General features: G+C 48.5%; 15 protein-coding genes. 4 read left to right on the top strand and 11 right to left on the bottom strand.

What is annotated here, in order from left to right; genetic code table 11:
* From AC9UFE_RS05085 to rsmI, 7 genes are all read right to left on the bottom strand, one after another.
* A partial coding sequence (locus AC9UFE_RS05085) for a hypothetical protein (protein ID WP_509546366.1) occupies nucleotides 1-664 on the bottom strand: 664 nt, incomplete at its 3' end.
* 98 nt (nucleotides 665-762) lie between these two features.
* Nucleotides 763-2,523, bottom strand: a complete 1,761-nt coding sequence (locus tag AC9UFE_RS05080) for an ABC-F family ATP-binding cassette domain-containing protein (RefSeq protein ID WP_509546364.1) — start codon at nucleotides 2,521-2,523, stop codon at nucleotides 763-765.
* A complete protein-coding gene (locus AC9UFE_RS05075) occupies nucleotides 2,524-3,645 on the bottom strand; it encodes a 4-(cytidine 5'-diphospho)-2-C-methyl-D-erythritol kinase (protein ID WP_509546361.1) in 1,122 nt (373 codons plus the stop codon). It lies immediately after the preceding gene.
* Nucleotides 3,646-3,776: 131 nt separating this feature from the next.
* On the bottom strand, nucleotides 3,777-4,607 hold the full coding sequence (gene rsmA / locus AC9UFE_RS05070) for a 16S rRNA (adenine(1518)-N(6)/adenine(1519)-N(6))-dimethyltransferase RsmA (RefSeq protein ID WP_509546358.1): 831 nt from the start codon (nucleotides 4,605-4,607) through the stop codon (nucleotides 3,777-3,779).
* The gene (locus AC9UFE_RS05065; protein WP_509546355.1) at nucleotides 4,607-5,497 is read right to left on the bottom strand and encodes a TatD family hydrolase; all 891 of its coding nucleotides are present in this window, start codon (nucleotides 5,495-5,497) and stop codon (nucleotides 4,607-4,609) included. The genes rsmA and AC9UFE_RS05065 overlap by 1 nt, the downstream gene beginning before the upstream one ends.
* Before the next feature lie 9 nt (nucleotides 5,498-5,506).
* Nucleotides 5,507-7,105 (bottom strand): methionine--tRNA ligase, encoded by a 1,599-nt coding sequence (gene metG, locus AC9UFE_RS05060; protein WP_509546352.1) that lies wholly within the window; start codon nucleotides 7,103-7,105, stop codon nucleotides 5,507-5,509.
* 19 nt (nucleotides 7,106-7,124) lie between these two features.
* Nucleotides 7,125-7,949 carry a 16S rRNA (cytidine(1402)-2'-O)-methyltransferase gene (gene rsmI, locus AC9UFE_RS05055; RefSeq protein ID WP_509546349.1) on the bottom strand — a complete coding sequence of 275 codons (825 nt, stop codon included), beginning with the start codon at nucleotides 7,947-7,949 and terminating at the stop codon, nucleotides 7,125-7,127.
* Nucleotides 7,950-7,995: 46 nt separating this feature from the next.
* Between rsmI and AC9UFE_RS05050 the strand changes: the two genes are divergently transcribed.
* Together AC9UFE_RS05050 and AC9UFE_RS05045 are read left to right on the top strand one after the other, a co-directional pair.
* Nucleotides 7,996-9,480 carry a dolichyl-phosphate-mannose--protein mannosyltransferase gene (locus AC9UFE_RS05050; RefSeq protein WP_509546346.1) on the top strand — a complete coding sequence of 495 codons (1,485 nt, stop codon included), beginning with the start codon at nucleotides 7,996-7,998 and terminating at the stop codon, nucleotides 9,478-9,480.
* A gap of 23 nt (nucleotides 9,481-9,503) precedes the next feature.
* Nucleotides 9,504-9,785, top strand: coding sequence for a YciI family protein (locus tag AC9UFE_RS05045; protein WP_509546343.1), 282 nt, complete (start codon nucleotides 9,504-9,506; stop codon nucleotides 9,783-9,785).
* Here the strand turns inward: AC9UFE_RS05045 and AC9UFE_RS05040 are convergent.
* Nucleotides 9,782-10,828: a TerC/Alx family metal homeostasis membrane protein gene (locus AC9UFE_RS05040; protein ID WP_509546340.1), complete on the bottom strand. Its 1,047-nt coding sequence runs from the start codon at nucleotides 10,826-10,828 to the stop codon at nucleotides 9,782-9,784. The two genes, AC9UFE_RS05045 and AC9UFE_RS05040, sit on opposite strands and share 4 nt — an antisense overlap.
* 97 nt (nucleotides 10,829-10,925) lie before the next feature.
* On the opposite strand from AC9UFE_RS05040, the gene AC9UFE_RS05035 reads away from it, so the two are divergent.
* On the top strand, nucleotides 10,926-11,816 hold the full coding sequence (locus tag AC9UFE_RS05035) for a TIGR01777 family oxidoreductase (protein WP_509546337.1): 891 nt from the start codon (nucleotides 10,926-10,928) through the stop codon (nucleotides 11,814-11,816).
* 90 nt (nucleotides 11,817-11,906) lie between these two features.
* On the opposite strand, the gene AC9UFE_RS05030 is transcribed toward AC9UFE_RS05035, so the two are convergent.
* Genes AC9UFE_RS05030 through AC9UFE_RS05020 form a run of 3 tightly spaced genes read right to left on the bottom strand, consistent with a single transcriptional unit; the run spans nucleotide 11,907 to nucleotide 13,844 of the window.
* Nucleotides 11,907-12,461: a histone H1-like repetitive region-containing protein gene (locus tag AC9UFE_RS05030; protein ID WP_509546334.1), complete on the bottom strand. Its 555-nt coding sequence runs from the start codon at nucleotides 12,459-12,461 to the stop codon at nucleotides 11,907-11,909.
* Nucleotides 12,462-12,512: 51 nt separating this feature from the next.
* Entirely contained in the window at nucleotides 12,513-13,175 is a 663-nt protein-coding gene (locus tag AC9UFE_RS05025) for a hypothetical protein (protein ID WP_509546331.1), read from the bottom strand.
* A gap of 60 nt (nucleotides 13,176-13,235) precedes the next feature.
* Nucleotides 13,236-13,844: a GNAT family N-acetyltransferase gene (locus AC9UFE_RS05020; protein ID WP_509546328.1), complete on the bottom strand. Its 609-nt coding sequence runs from the start codon at nucleotides 13,842-13,844 to the stop codon at nucleotides 13,236-13,238.
* Between the two features lie 18 nt (nucleotides 13,845-13,862).
* Here AC9UFE_RS05020 and AC9UFE_RS05015 point away from each other — a divergent pair, with 18 nt between their 5' ends.
* Nucleotides 13,863-14,426 carry a 5-formyltetrahydrofolate cyclo-ligase gene (locus AC9UFE_RS05015; protein ID WP_509546325.1) on the top strand — a complete coding sequence of 188 codons (564 nt, stop codon included), beginning with the start codon at nucleotides 13,863-13,865 and terminating at the stop codon, nucleotides 14,424-14,426.
* The last annotated feature ends 14 nt before the right edge of the window (nucleotides 14,427-14,440 follow it).

Raw genomic sequence — 14,440 nt, 5'->3', positions numbered from 1 at the left:
CACCAGAAATCACAAAACCATCATTTGCGGTGTAAGTGATTCCGTCGGTTGAGTTTGCTGTTCTTAGAACCTCTGAGTTTTGACCTTCAACCATGTCCACCCACATCATTTGGTATGTACCATCTGGGGTTATGTAGGTTTCTGGAACACCCCATGCAGGTCCTGGCTTGTCTTGCCTAATCCCAGTTGGAACACCATCACCAAATGATGTCAACTCTGCTGCGGTAGAAACCATGACAGTCTTAATTGCTTGCGAGGGATCCGGCGCCTTACCAGGTTCGCCAGGAGGTACATCAAATGTGATGTAGTACAGCAGCCACGATCCATCAGGTTTTTGGACCAAAGAGTAATCATTTCCCATAGGAACTCTAAAGCTTGGATCTGGTGTAAACGAAACTCCATCGGCTGATCGGTAAACACGATTCTGACCAAGACCAGTTGTCAAAAGTAGGTAGCCGCCCGCTGGGTCTTCGACCAGCTCCGGCGAGACTCCTTCAAGGTTCGTGACTTCGTCAACGTTAAGTTTGAATGTCGGAGCTGATGCCTCTTCTGATGCTGGCGCTGATGCTTCAGGTTCTGGCGCATCTACGGTTGCGCTCTGGCAACCGGTCAGCAATAGAAGTGAACACACCGATACAACTGCGAGTGATTTATTTAGATGCATAAATACCCAAGACTCCTTCATGACAGAAGCTATAAACGATTTCTAAATTGTAGTCCTGGGAAATTAACTTGAGCAGGTTTACTTGCCAAACAAGGTACCTATGTCGTTTCGCTGAGTTCCATCCACTGGGCCTCAAGTAAGGCCTTTTGGGCGGCCAGTTCATTGGCCTTCAGGGCTGCAGCAGCCAATCCCTCGTGATCTAAGGGGTCGCGACTTTGTAGATCCAGCTGAACTGCTGCCTCTTCGGCTTCCAGTTTCTCTATAGCGCGCTCAAGTTTCTGGATGGCTTTTTGGCTGGCTCTAAGCTCGGCTCCCGAGACCTTTGGAGCTGTCTGTTGGATCGCCGCTTTCCCTGCCGCACCTCGAAGCTCAAGATACTGATCCACGCCCCGTGGCAAATGACGAAGTGCCCCATCACCGAGCAGCGCGTATTGCATGTCGGTGACCCGCTCAAGAAGGTACCTATCGTGACTAACAACAATTAGTGTTCCTGGCCAAGAATCAAGAAGGTCTTCAACTTGAGCCAACATGTCGGTGTCTAGATCGTTGGTTGGCTCGTCCAGAATCAACAGGTTCGGCTCACCAAAGAGCAGTCGAAGTAGCTGCAGTCTTCTTTTTTGACCACCAGATAAATCAGAAACTGGAGTCTGCAGTTGCAAGCTAGTGAATCCAAGCTGCTCAATTAGCTGGGAAATCCCAACTTCTTTTTTGTTTACCGTAAAAGTCTTTTTCTCGCGGGCAATAAGTTCAAATATTCTCTGGTCACCAAATTCATCTAACTCCAAAACCTCTTGGCTAAGAATCGCAGGTACCACAGTTTTACCTAGCTTCACTCTCCCAGAGGTAGGCAGCAGCTTTCCAAGAATCAATCGAAGCAGGGTGGTCTTGCCCGCGCCGTTGGGTCCAACCAGACCAATTCGATCCCCTGGGCCCAATCGAAGAGTTACGTTGTTTAGAATCTGCTGCGAGTCAATCTCGTAATTCAAATTTTCTATGTCAAGAACATCTTTACCTAGCCTGGTGGTGGCGAGCTTGGCGAGACTAACGCTATCTCTAGGTGGTGGCTCGTTGGCAATCAATTCATTAGCAGCATCAATTCGAAACTTTGGCTTAGTAGTTCTGGCAGGTGCTCCTCGTCTTAGCCAAGCAAGCTCTTTTCTTAAGAGGTTTTGCCGTCTAGATTCCGAGGCGGCTTGGGATCTGGCGCGCTCGTTTCGCTCCAGAATGTAAGAGGCGTAGCCACCGTCATAAATCTCCACGATGCCATCGTGAACTTCCCAGGTGAGATTACAAACCTCGTCCAGGAACCAGCGGTCGTGTGTGACCACTAATAGCCCTCCGGTTGCCTTTCCCCAGCGGGTCTTTAGGTGCTGAGCAAGCCAGGCAACTCCCTCGATATCCAAATGGTTGGTTGGCTCATCCAGCATCAAGATGTCCCATTCTTGGGCCAATAGAGCAGCAAGGGCTACCCTTCTTCGCTGACCTCCAGATAGCTCAGAGACCTTTTGATTGAAGTCAAAATCTTTTAGTAAGCCTTGGAAGATATCTCTAATCTTCGAGTTTCCTGCCCACTCATGTTCAGGAGTGTCACCTACTACTACGTGAGAGATCGTTTCCGAAGGCAAGAACTGATCGAACTGATCGAGTATTCCAATTCGCACATCACCGCGCTTGGTTATTTGTCCTGAGTCCGGCTCTTGAATTCGAGCAAATAGTTTTAGTAGTGTTGATTTACCGTCACCGTTACGGCCAACAATTCCAATTCGGTCACCATCTTGTACACCAATAGTTAGATTCTCAAAGACTCTGGTTGTTGCAAAGCTAAGGCGGATCTTCTCCGCCCCAAGAAGGTGCGCCAACTAGTTCTCCAGCCGAGTGCCAGAGTTTGACGTGTAGGTAACAAGCGAAGGGTAACCTGCAGCCTGCAATCGAGTAGCGATTTGCTCCGCATGAATTGCACTCTTTGCAAGGTGGGCAATTGTTGGACCGGATCCTGAAACCATGGAGCGAAGTGAACCGGCTTTACGACCCGCTTCTAAAGTCTCAGCAAGCTCCGGCAACATTTCTACTGCTGCAATTTCTAGATCGTTGTGCATGAGTTGTGCAACTGCCGCTACGTCTCCTGAAGCTAAAGCCTCCAGGAGCTCTTCCGGAACCTCTGGAGCCTGAAGAACTGAAACGTCTATTCCTTTATTTACTCTCATCACATCTAGCTGCCTATATACCTGGGGTGTTGAAAGACCGGCTGGATTTGGAGTCATTACCCAATGAAGTGCTGGACCAACTCCTACTTTGGTAAGCACTTCGCCTCTTCCGATACCGATAGCGGTTCCACCTAACAAGGAGAAAGGAACGTCGGAACCAAGCTTCGCCGCAGCTTCTGGAAGTTTGTCATCCAGCCCCGCGCCAAACAAGGTATTCAAGGCAACCAGCGAGGCGGCCGCATCGGCTGATCCACCGGCCATACCTCCAGCTATCGGAACACTCTTGTGAATCAAGAAAGATACCTTGTCAGAGCCCATTGCCGAGCCAAGAGCCTTGAGCTCCTCGCCTGCCCGATAGACCAGGTTTGTTCTGTCTTTTGGAACAAGTCGCTGGCAATCTTGCTCGAAAGGGCCCGCAAAATCAATAGAGAAGCTGCCGCTTAGTTCAACTAGGACTCTTTCTCGAAGGCTCAATGCCTGATAGCAACTTGCGACGTCATGAAAACCGTCTTTCAAAAAGGCACCAACGGCAAAGTAGATGTTTACTTTGCCAGGACTTGATGCCACAACAATAGGCGGCGTATTGAGTCGTTTCTGCAGCATTGCAACTACTTCATTCCAATACTTGATCTGGATCTGTCCATCCTTAGTGTTTACTGTCCCACTAATCACAATCTCAAGCTCTGTAACATTTGAATTCCAAGACGACAGCGTCGCTACAGCTTTTCTCTCTCCATCAAAAGAAAAAACAACCTTAGATTTTTCAGTGGAGTTCACAACCCTAGGGCTCTCAGGCTGTCCCCATGAAGAAGGATCTTTCAAGATATTGAATATTTGGCCTAGGTTTCCCGAAATAATTGCAACGCCTACGAGTGTAGGTTCACTAGAGCGATGATCTATTTCAAAAATCACTTCTGTTTCGCCACCTCAATAAACTCATCAATACTCAAGTCTTCTCCCCTTGCCTGAGGAGAAACTCCTGCCTTCACCAAAATTTGCTCTGCTTGATCGGGCGAACCTGCCCAACCGGCAAGAGCCTGCCGCAGAGTCTTCCTGCGCTGGGCAAAAGCTCCGTCTATAACTCTAAACACTTCTTTACGAAGCGAAGTGGCTAGCGGTGTGCTTCTTTTCTCGAAGTAAACCAACGCGGAGTCCACATTTGGAACCGGCCAGAAGATGCTGCGCGAGACTACCCCGGCGGAGGTGGCCTTCCCGTACCAGGCAAGCTTCGCGCTCGGTGACCCATAGGTTTTTGATCCCGGACCTGCAACTAGGCGCGCTGCTACCTCAGCCTGCACCAGAACCAAGACTTTAGAAATAGAAGTAAAGGTCTCTAGAAAATGCAGAATTACCGGAACCGAGATGTTGTATGGCAAGTTGGCAACTAATGCATCTGGTTCAAAATCTAACTCCGTGACATTCATCGCATCTGCGTGAACAATCTGACAGCTTTTTTCTGGAGCTTTCTGTTTTAGGGTCAAGGAGAGCCTGCCGGCCAGCTTTTGATCAAACTCGATAGCAATCAACTGGTCCACTTTCTCAAGCAAACCAAGGGTTAGTGAGCCTAGGCCAGGTCCGATCTCAACTACCTTGTCGGTGGAGCTGAGCTGAGCAGCCGCGACTATTTTGCGAATGGTGTTTGGGTCGATGACGAAGTTTTGGCCAAGTTTTTTGGTGGGGCGAAGATCCAGTTCAGCGGCTAATGATCGGATTTCTCCGGCACCTAAGAGTTCAACCACTAGCTACCCCAGGATCCATAGACAGCAACGGTGTTGCGAGCTAGCTGCCCGGAAAGCTCATTTGAATCCATGCCTAGCTCGGAAGCCATAAATCGCACAGTGATTGGAACAAGGTACGGAGCGTTTGGTCTGCCACGAAGCGGCTCAGGAGTCAAAAATGGTGCATCGGTCTCAACAAGAATCAGGTCTTTGGGCATGTGTCTAAAAGAATCTCGAAGGTGTTGATTTCTTTTGATGGTTATGTTCCCAGCAAAAGATGTGTACCAACCGTGCTCTTCACAAATCTTTGCAAGTTCGATGTCTCCCGAATAGCAGTGAAAGACAACTCTTTCTGGGGCACCTACTCGTATAAGAGTTTCAACAACTTGCTCGTGCGCATCCCTGTCGTGAATCTGAAGTGCAAGATTGAAATCCTTGGCAATTTGAATGTGTCTTTCAAATGAGTGGTGTTGAAATGCTTTTCCCTGTTCAGATTCGGTTCTGAAAAAATCCAAACCTGTTTCACCAATAGCTCGAACTCTTTCTTGACCGGCGAGTGCGGCAATGCCATCAATATCCTCATCCAAAGATTCTTTAGTTTCATACCGGGCGGCCTCGTTTGGATGGATGGCTACCGCCGCGAGTAAGCGAGGATCAGTTGCAGCTACCTCAGCGCTCCATTTGGAGCTTTCCAGTGTCACGCCAACTTGAACTGCACCTAGAATCCCAACCTGGTTTGCCAACGCCAAATGATCTTGGTAATTCATCGGCTGATCGCCATCAGCTATCTCAAGGTGAGTGTGGTTATCGTAAGTTCCAACTAGCAGTGGCTCTGGTAAATCTGGATAGCTTAGCTTTTGCCTGGTTCCATCAGCGTCTTTTAGCTGGCGCTGTCTTATGTGCTCGCTCACGACTTCGAACTAGTCCCGGTCTTCTTGCTCGACCCTTGGAAACAGCGACTCTAGTTCGTTGATCTTCTCGCCAGCTATCAGCTGATTCCAGCTGGCGGCTTCAAGCAGGGGCTGAGAGGCAAGATCGCCCAGTTCGTGACCAATTGAGGCCCAAAGCTTGGCTGTTGCCTTTGGAATAAATGGTGTCAGCGCAACCGCCAGGGTTCTAAGACCTTCCAGAGAGGTATACAAAATAGTCCCCAGCCGGTCTCTGTTGTCTTCATCCTTCGCCAGAATCCAAGGCTCTTGCTCGGTGAGATAAACATTCAATCCATCCACCAGCTCCCAAATGGCAAGTAGGGCATCCTGGATAGCAACATCGTCCATGGCCGCATCGGCCAGGCGGATGCAGTTTGCTGCAGTTTCTTGAATCTTTTTGTCTGCCTCAGTTACTGATTTAGCTTCCGGGATTACTCCGTCGAAGTACCGGTGCACCATAGCAACCACTCTTGAAGCGAGATTTCCAAAACCATTTGCAAGCTCCGCCTGGTAGCGAGCAGAAAGATCTTCCCACGAAAAGGATCCATCTTGACCGAAGGCTATGGCTTTCATGAAGTAGTAACGAAAGGCATCAGATCCAAAAACTTCTGTGATTTGATTCGGCGCGATACCAGTGAGCTTTGATTTCGACATCTTCTCGCCACCAACTAGTAGCCAGCCGTGGGCAAAGACTTTCTCCGCAGGCTTTAGCTCCGCTGCCATAAGCATTGCAGGCCAAATGACAGCGTGGAATCTAAGGATGTCTTTTCCTACTACTTGAACAGAGGCTGGCCAAAGTGAATTGAGTTTGGCTTCATCTTCTCCGTAGCCAATCGCGGTGATGTAATTTAGCAGTGCGTCAAACCAGACATAGATAACGTGGTCGGTATCCCAAGGAATATCGATTCCCCAATCAAATTTGTCCTTAGATCTAGAAATCGAAAGATCTGTAAGCTCTCGTGAAACAAAAGAGACGACTTCGTTACGGGCAGCTTCGGGCTGAATAAAGTTTGCGTTCTGCTTGTAGTAATCAAGAAGTGGCTGTTGGAACTGGCTCAACTTGAAAAAATAATTTGTCTCTTCAAGCCTTTCAACCGGCTTGGAATGAATTGCGCAAACCATCTTCTTGGCAAATTCACCAGTTCCTTCAACAAGGTCAGAATCAGTCTTAAACTCCTCGCAGCCAACGCAGTAGTTGCCCTCATAGGATCCCTGGTAGATAAAGCCCTTGTCGTAAAGGTGTTGTAAGAAGGTTTGAACATTCTTTTTATGCCTAGGCTCGGTGGTTCTAATAAAGTCCTGGTTGTCGATATCCAAGGTCTCAAGCATCGGTAACCAGGCATCGTGCACCAGCTTGTCTGCCCAAGCCTGCGGGGTTTGGTGGTTCGCGGTAGCGGTTCGAAGGATCTTCTCACCGTGTTCATCGGTGCCGGTAAGTAAGAAGGAATTACTGCCTTTTTGGCGGTGCCAGCGAGCTAATACGTCGGCCGCAACTTCGGTGTAGGCATGGCCGATGTGAGGAGCGTCATTCACATAGAAAATCGGGGTAGTAACAAAAAACGACTTACCCGCTGGGCTCACACTGGACATGTCTACAAGCTTAACGGGGCTAACTTGAAGGCTTGCTCTTGAGAGCTAGGTCGTAAAGCTCTGATTTGGAAGCGCCGTATTCGTTAGCAACAGCTCTAGCGGCATCCTTGAGTGAGTTTCCTTGCAAGCGAAGCTCCAAGACCTTATCAACTAGGGATTCTGGAGAAATCTCGGCTTGCTCTGCCCCGGCAACAACTAGCACCATCTCACCCTTTAAGTCTTTGGCTAGATCAGCGAGCTCTGACAAATTTCCCCTAAGAGTTTCCTCGAACTTCTTTGTTAGCTCTCTAGATAGTGACGCTTTTCTTTCGCCACCAAAGACCGTTGCGGCATCTGCTAATGACTCGGTTACGCGGTGAGGGGATTCAAAGAAGATCATGGTTCGAGTCTCTACAGCAAGTTTCTGAAAGAAATTCTTTCTTTCACCGGATTTTCTTGGAATGAAACCTTCGAAGCTGAAGCGGTCGGTAGATAGACCAGAAACAGCAAGAGCGGCAATCACAGAAGATGGTCCTGGCACAACTTGTATTTCAACTCCTTTCTCACTGCAGGCACGAACCAGGGCAAAACCAGGATCACTTATTGTTGGCATACCCGCATCGCTGACCAGAACTAGATTTCCAGTGGCGGCGATTTCAACCAGGCGATCAAGTTTTTGTAATTCGTTTTGTTCATTCAGGCTAATAAGTTCTGCGTTCAGCTTTATACCTAGATGATTAGCTAGCTTCAATAGGGTTCTAGTGTCCTCGGCGGCAATCACCTGAGCCTGCTGCAACGTGAGAAGTAGCCTCGCCGAGGCGTCGCCTATGTTTCCAATAGGAGTCCCCGCCAGAATAAGCACCACTTCATTGTGTCAGATACCAAGGCGCGGTCTTGATTAGCATGGGCTTATGAAGCAGCTGCGGGGAAACAAAAAGGTCTTTGAATACCTGGGTTTTGTTTTTGTGCTCGCAATAGCTTCACTAACCAGACTCTGGAACCTGTCTTTCCCGCAAAAGCTGGTATTTGACGAAACTTATTACGTCAAAGACGCTCTCTCTCTTGCTCGGGAGGGTAATGAGAAGAACTGGCCAGAAGGTGCCAACGCTGCCTTTGAATCTGGCGATGTTTACTCGTACCTGACTGACCCGGCTTTTGTGGTGCACCCGCCATTTGGCAAGTGGTTGATTGCCTCGGGAATGTGGCTACTAGGCCCGGATAACGCGGCCGGTTGGCGAATCTCCACTGCCGTCTTGGGCATAGCCACCGTAGCCCTACTGATGCTTGTGGCTTACAAGCTCTTTGCCTCAACCAAGCTCGCCCTTGCGGCGGGATTCTTACTGGCGATAGATGGCATGGCGATCACCATGTCCCGCACTGCACTGCTTGATGCTCCACTTACTTTTTTCCTCTTGCTAGGTTTCTTGTTTTTCCTGATCGACAGCAAGCAGTCCAGGCTCAGAATTGCTTACGCCATACAGCAAGGCAAAAGCACTTTGCTTTGGTTTAGGCCTTGGTTAGTTCTAGCTGGAGTGGCTCTTGGAGCCGCTAGCGCGATCAAGTGGTCGGGTCTGTATCTATTGGCGGCAATCGGACTGTATGTAGTGTTTTCAGAAATGTTGCTACGAAGGGACTCTGGAGAAAAGTCATGGGTTCGAACCGGGCTCTTTTCTCAAGGGGCTATTTCCTTTGTGACCCTTGTCCCTGTTGCCATCGCAACTTACGTTACAAGCTGGTTGGGTTGGATCAACTCATCGGGTGGTTACTCAAGAACTTGGGCAGAAGATAATTCCTTGCCTGGAATTTTTGGATCCCTTCCTAGTTGGGTTCAATCACTGTGGAACTACCACGAGGTGATTTACAGGTTCCACGTCAACTTGTCAGAAGATCACTCCTACCAATCTCACCCAATAAGTTGGCTATTAGGTATTCGACCCACTGCTTTTTTCTACGAGACATACTCTTCGGGGCAAATGGGCTGCGAGAGTGAGACTTGCTCATCGGCTATTACCGCTTTGGGTAATCCGTTGATTTGGGTGTTTGCCACTGCGGCACTTGCATACCTTGTCTTCCGGTACCTAAGAACCAGGGAAAGAGTAATCGGGCAGGTTTTGCTAGGGGTAGGTGCTTTGTACCTACCTTGGCTATTGATTCCCGAAAGAACTGTCTTTCAGTTCTACGCGGTGAGTTTTCTACCATGGATGATTCTTGGTCTGGTTCTAGTAATGCAGATTCTCTACCGACTAATTGGCAACGCCAGATTAGCTAAAGCTCTAGTTGTTGGATTCTTTGTTTTGGCCACCTTGGTCTCAGTCTTTTTCTTACCGGTGAACATCGGGTTGGTGGTGCCTTTTGATCAGTGGCAGCTTCGGATGTGGCTTCCTAGCTGGATCTAAAACGGCCAAAGTAGGATTGAAAAATGCCCATCTTCGCTGTCACTTACCTATACACAGCACCCGCGAGCCAGATTGATGAAATTAGGCCTATTCATAGGGCCTGGCTTTCAGAACTTCTTGAGAAGAATATTCTTTTAGCTTCTGGGCCAATGGTGGATACCCCTGAGGCGCTGCTTATCTTTAGAAGCGAGACCGCAGAAGAGCTTGCAGAGTTACTGGATAACGATCCATTCGACATCGCGGGATGTATCGGATCTCGAACTATTCAAAGTTGGAATCCAGTATTTGGACCTTTTAGTTCCTAGCTAGATTTCTTGGAGGTCTTTTTCTTCTTAGAGGTCTTTTTCTTTTTAGAGGCTTTTTCGTTGCTGGTGGCAATCAAGCTCACCACAGTTGTTATGACCAAGGTTGTAATGATTACCCCGAGGGAGAGTTCAGTTGAGATTTCAGGCACAGCCTTCACGTACTCTCCGCCGTTGATAAACGGAAGTTCGTTTTTGTGAAGGGCGTGAATCACAAGCTTGACACCGATCCAGGCAAGAATTATTGCGAGTCCAACTCCCAGATACTTCAATCGCTCCATTAGGCCACTCAATAAGAAGTAAAGCTGTCTAAGCCCTAGAAGAGCAAAAGCGTTTGCCATAAACACGATGTATGGCTCGTTTGTGAGGCCATAGACAGCTGGGATAGAGTCCAGCGCGAACAGCAGATCAGTTAAACCGATCGCAATCATCACAAGTAGCAGTGGGGTGATGTAACGTTTGCCCTTCTGGACAATAGTTAGCTTCGTTCCGTGGTACTCGTCAACAGATCTGAAGCGGCGCTTTATAAAGGCAATAACCTTTCCGCCTGGCACCTTGTCTTCGTGATCTTCTTTTAGGGTGTCCCAGATCAAAAGGGCTGCTGTGTAAAGCAAGAAGAAGCCGAAGATGTAGAAAACCCAGCTGAAGTTCTCAATTGCGGCGGCCCCAAGGTAGATAAAGATACCCCTCAGAATCAGAGCCAAAACGATTCCCACCAAAAGGGCCTCACTTTGAAGCTTCCTAGGTACCGCAAATTTGGTGAAAATCACAAGGAAAACGAACAGGTTATCTACCGATAGTGACTTCTCGGTTATGAAGCCAGCTAGGTATTCGCCACCAAATTGAGCTCCCCAGACCTCGATCACCACGAAGGTGAACATCAGCGCTAGCCCAACATACACAGTGGACTGAATCGCTGATTCCTTGAAGGTTGGCTCGTGAGGTTTCTTGATCTGAACGATTAAGTCCACCAGGATTACCAGGCTGATGATTCCAACCGATAGAAACCAAATCCATGGCTGTACGTCCATTGATGCTGATGGCACAAAAACCCCATTTTCCTTGACCCCAAAGGGGTATTTTTTTCTCCCCTAATTGTATGAGAGTCTTGAAGCATTACCGTCAATCAAAGCTGGGGAAACCATGAGAGTTCTAATATCAGGAGCAAGTGGGCTAGTAGGCACTGAGCTATACAGCCAACTAAAAGCTGCCGGTCACGAACCATTGAAGCTAGTTCGCCGCAAAGCCAAAGCCAGTGATGAGATCAGCTGGAACCCAGCTCAACTTGAACTTGATCCAGAAGTTATGGAATCAATTGACGCGGTTGTGAATCTAGCTGGTGCAACTACTGGCCAGATCCCCTGGACTAAAAAATACAAGCAGCAGATAGTTGACTCAAGAATCAACTCGACCAAAACTCTGGTTGCTGCCATCAACGCCGCCAAGAACCAACCCAAGGTACTCGTGAGTGGTTCAGCATCAGGTTTTTACGGCGAGGGTGGCGACCTTTGGCTAAATGAGGACAGCCCCAAAGGCGAAGGTTTCTTATCTGATCTTGCAAACGATTGGGAGCTTGAGGCTCACAAGGCAAGAACCAGGGTGGTGCTGGCTCGCACGACGCTTGTCATGAGTCGAAAACTAGGTGCTCTTGGAAAACTGATTCCGCTGATCAAGATGTTTATTGGTGGACCGCTAGGTTCTGGAAAGCAATACTGGGCTTGGATCAACTTAGTAGACGAAGCCGCTGCCATCATCCATTTAATAAATACTCCAACCGCCCACGGACCATTCAACCTGAGTGCTCCGGAGCCAGCGACCTGCGAACAGATGGTTCGGGCCCTTGGCAAAGAGCTGAGACGGCCCACCTGGTTTAGGGTCCCAGAATTTGCCATGAATTTGCTAATTGGCGAGGCGGCCAGAGAGCTTCTTCTGGTCAGTCAGAAGATGACGGCAACCAAGCTTTTGGCCTCAGGGTTTCGCTTCAAGTACCCGGACTTGGAATCTTCGGTTCGATGGGTAGTTTCAAAAGACTGAAAGTTAACATTAATAAAAGATTTTCTAAATCTTTGACAAATAAAAAACCCCACTCCAAAGAGTGGGGTTTTTTACTATTAAAAGAAATTACTACTTTGCAGCTGCCTTACGCTTTGCAGTCTTACGACGTGCTGGCTTCTTCGCTGCTACTGCTTTTTTCGCAGCTGGCTTGCGCTTCGCTGCAGTCTTCTTAGCAGCTGGCTTGCGCTTCGCTGCAGTCTTCTTCGCTGCTGGCTTCTTAGCTGCAGTCTTCTTAGCAGCTGGCTTGCGCTTCGCTGCAGTCTTCTTCGCTGCTGGCTTCTTAGCTGCAGTCTTCTTAGCAGCTGGCTTGCGCTTCGCTGCAGTCTTCTTCGCTGCTGGCTTCTTAGCTGCAGTCTTCTTAGCAGCTGGCTTGCGCTTTGCTGCGGTCTTCTTTGCAGCAGGCTTCTTAGCTGCTACTGCTTTTTTCGCAGCTGGCTTGCGCTTTGCTGCAGTCTTTTTCTTGGCTACTGCCATTTTCTTTACCTCTTTCACTTCAGCTACAGTTTCTTCGGCGATATCCTGAGCTAGGTTGCCCATTGCCTTTGAAACCGGCTTGACGTTATTGCGGAATATTTTGTTTACTCGTTTTGATACTCGTTTTGTTACTCGATCAAATGCGTTCACTCTTTTGCTCTCCTGTTTAGATTGATTTAAGTCTAGTGATTTAGCACGAAATTACGCGGTAGCGCGTCTTTTTTTCAATATTGTGTTTATTTCTTTTTGCGTGTCGAAATTCTTCCTCGAGTTGCTAATTTCGGTCACGGACGCGACGTTTGGTATTTCGAGCTCACCAATTCGACTTTTATATGCAGGTGAGGGTAATGGGTTTGGAGTCCACGCTCTAGAGCCACTTTCCGCGTCAATACTGGGCAGAATGGCTTCTCTCCAGGTCTTCGCAAGGCTGGCAGTCAACTCGGTTTTCGACTGAGCAACCCTTATAAGTGTCTTATTTAGTTCGCCGGAGGCCTTTATCGCCACCAGCAGCGCGAACAATCCCACTAGCATTCCAAACCCAATTGCTACAAAAAGTAGCGGGTTTTGGAAGGCGAAAAACGCCAATGTGACCGACCCCAGGATAGTGAGGGTGGCCATAACCGACATCGTGTTTTTTGTTCTTCTAAGCTTTCGAGATCGTTCGGTTGCAAGCCGAAGCTTTGATGCAACCGGCGCATTCTCCGAAACCCTTAGGTCTCTAACCTGGGGATTCAAACCTTTTGACTCCTGAGCGTATCGCTCAGCGTCAACTCGGTTTTGAAACCAGGAAGGAATAAAGACAACAACCCACAAGACTGCGATGACGAGCATCATCAGTCCACCGAGCGCTGCGCTTTGATCCATACATCAAAGTTAGAGAAGGAAGTGCGGCGTGTCGCGGATTTGCGGTGGCGTGTTGGTTTGTCAGTTCCAGGGGTATTTTTGGGGTGGAACTTGTTTTCTTAAGAATCTATTCAATATTCCCTCAGGAACTTCTTCCCCGGTCAAGGCAAAGATGTAGTGATCGCGCCAATCTCCATTGATGTGAATGTAGCGCTGCTTGATTCCTTCGTACCTAAAGCCCAGCTTTTCTATGACTCTTAGCGATGCAGTGTTTTCTGGTCTGACATCTATCTCGACTCGGTGCAGCCCGACCTGATTCATTAAATAGTCGGTAACTAGGGCAACCGATGTTGGTGCAACACCTCTTCCTGCAACTTCCGGAGATACCCAGTAACCAATCACTGCGGAAGAAACTGAGCCATACATAATGTTCGCAACGTTTAATTGACCCTGAACTACGCCTTGAACCTCAATCACAAATGGCATCCCTGACTCGTCATCTAACTGGCGAATTAGTCCTCGAAGTTGGGATCTAACATCAAAAGAGTTTGGGGCTCCGGGGTTCGTGGCCTCCCAGGGCCTAAGCCATGACCTATTGCCAAGGATCAGTTTCTCTAGGGGTTTGGAGTCTCTCATCTTCGCGATCCGCAGTTTTACGTCGCCGTGAGTTAGTGCAAAAGAAAGAGCCACGATGGCTAGATTAGTGGCATGAGTGAGATTGTCTCGGAAGCCAAGAAAGCCCTTAGGGTTCAGATTTTGGCGGCTAGATATGAAAATCTTGCCAGGCAAACAAGTCACCAGTTTGCCGAACACCTGCTTGCTCTTTCATTGCAGCAAAACCTAAAGCAAATCGGCTGCTACCTATCCTTTGGGTCTGAGCCTGAAACCGACTCCTTTATTCAGCTAGCCAAGGCACAGGGCTTAGAAATTGCATGCCCAAGAATTGAATCCGATGGCCATATGGTTATGGCCGTTTTAGAATCCGAGACTATGCCTAGCGAACTTGGATTTAGGGAGCCAACGGGCAAGATTGTTGAGCCAAAGGATCTGGGATTAATTGTTATTCCAGCGCTGGCAATTGACTATCAAGGCCAGCGCTTGGGTCGAGGCGCTGGTTACTTCGACAGATACCTAGAGCAATACAAGGGGCCAACCGTGGGGCTCGTTTACGATGCGGAGTTTTTGCCTGAGGTTCCAACTGAGACTCACGATGTGCCAGTAGGCCTTGTCGTGACCCAATCTCGAACCATAAGTATTCCCTTTGCGCGGTAGAATTAGCTAAATCC

Origin of the sequence: Rhodoluna sp., from assembly GCF_044239955.1 — a bacterium.
Classification (GTDB): domain Bacteria; phylum Actinomycetota; class Actinomycetes; order Actinomycetales; family Microbacteriaceae; genus Rhodoluna.
The sequence above is the reverse complement of the archived record's forward strand: the minus strand, read 5'-3'. Positions and strand labels throughout refer to the sequence as shown.

Coding starts and splice junctions, on each gene's coding strand:
- metG (WP_509546352.1), bottom strand. CDS start 7,105: ATGTCCAGTGTGAGCCCAGCGGGTAAGTCGTTTTTTGTTACTACCCCG.
- AC9UFE_RS05050 (WP_509546346.1), top strand. CDS start 7,996: ATGAAGCAGCTGCGGGGAAACAAAAAGGTCTTTGAATACCTGGGTTTT.
- AC9UFE_RS05045 (WP_509546343.1), top strand. CDS start 9,504: ATGCCCATCTTCGCTGTCACTTACCTATACACAGCACCCGCGAGCCAG.
- AC9UFE_RS05035 (WP_509546337.1), top strand. CDS start 10,926: ATGAGAGTTCTAATATCAGGAGCAAGTGGGCTAGTAGGCACTGAGCTA.
- AC9UFE_RS05025 (WP_509546331.1), bottom strand. CDS start 13,175: ATGGATCAAAGCGCAGCGCTCGGTGGACTGATGATGCTCGTCATCGCA.
- AC9UFE_RS05015 (WP_509546325.1), top strand. CDS start 13,863: ATGAGTGAGATTGTCTCGGAAGCCAAGAAAGCCCTTAGGGTTCAGATT.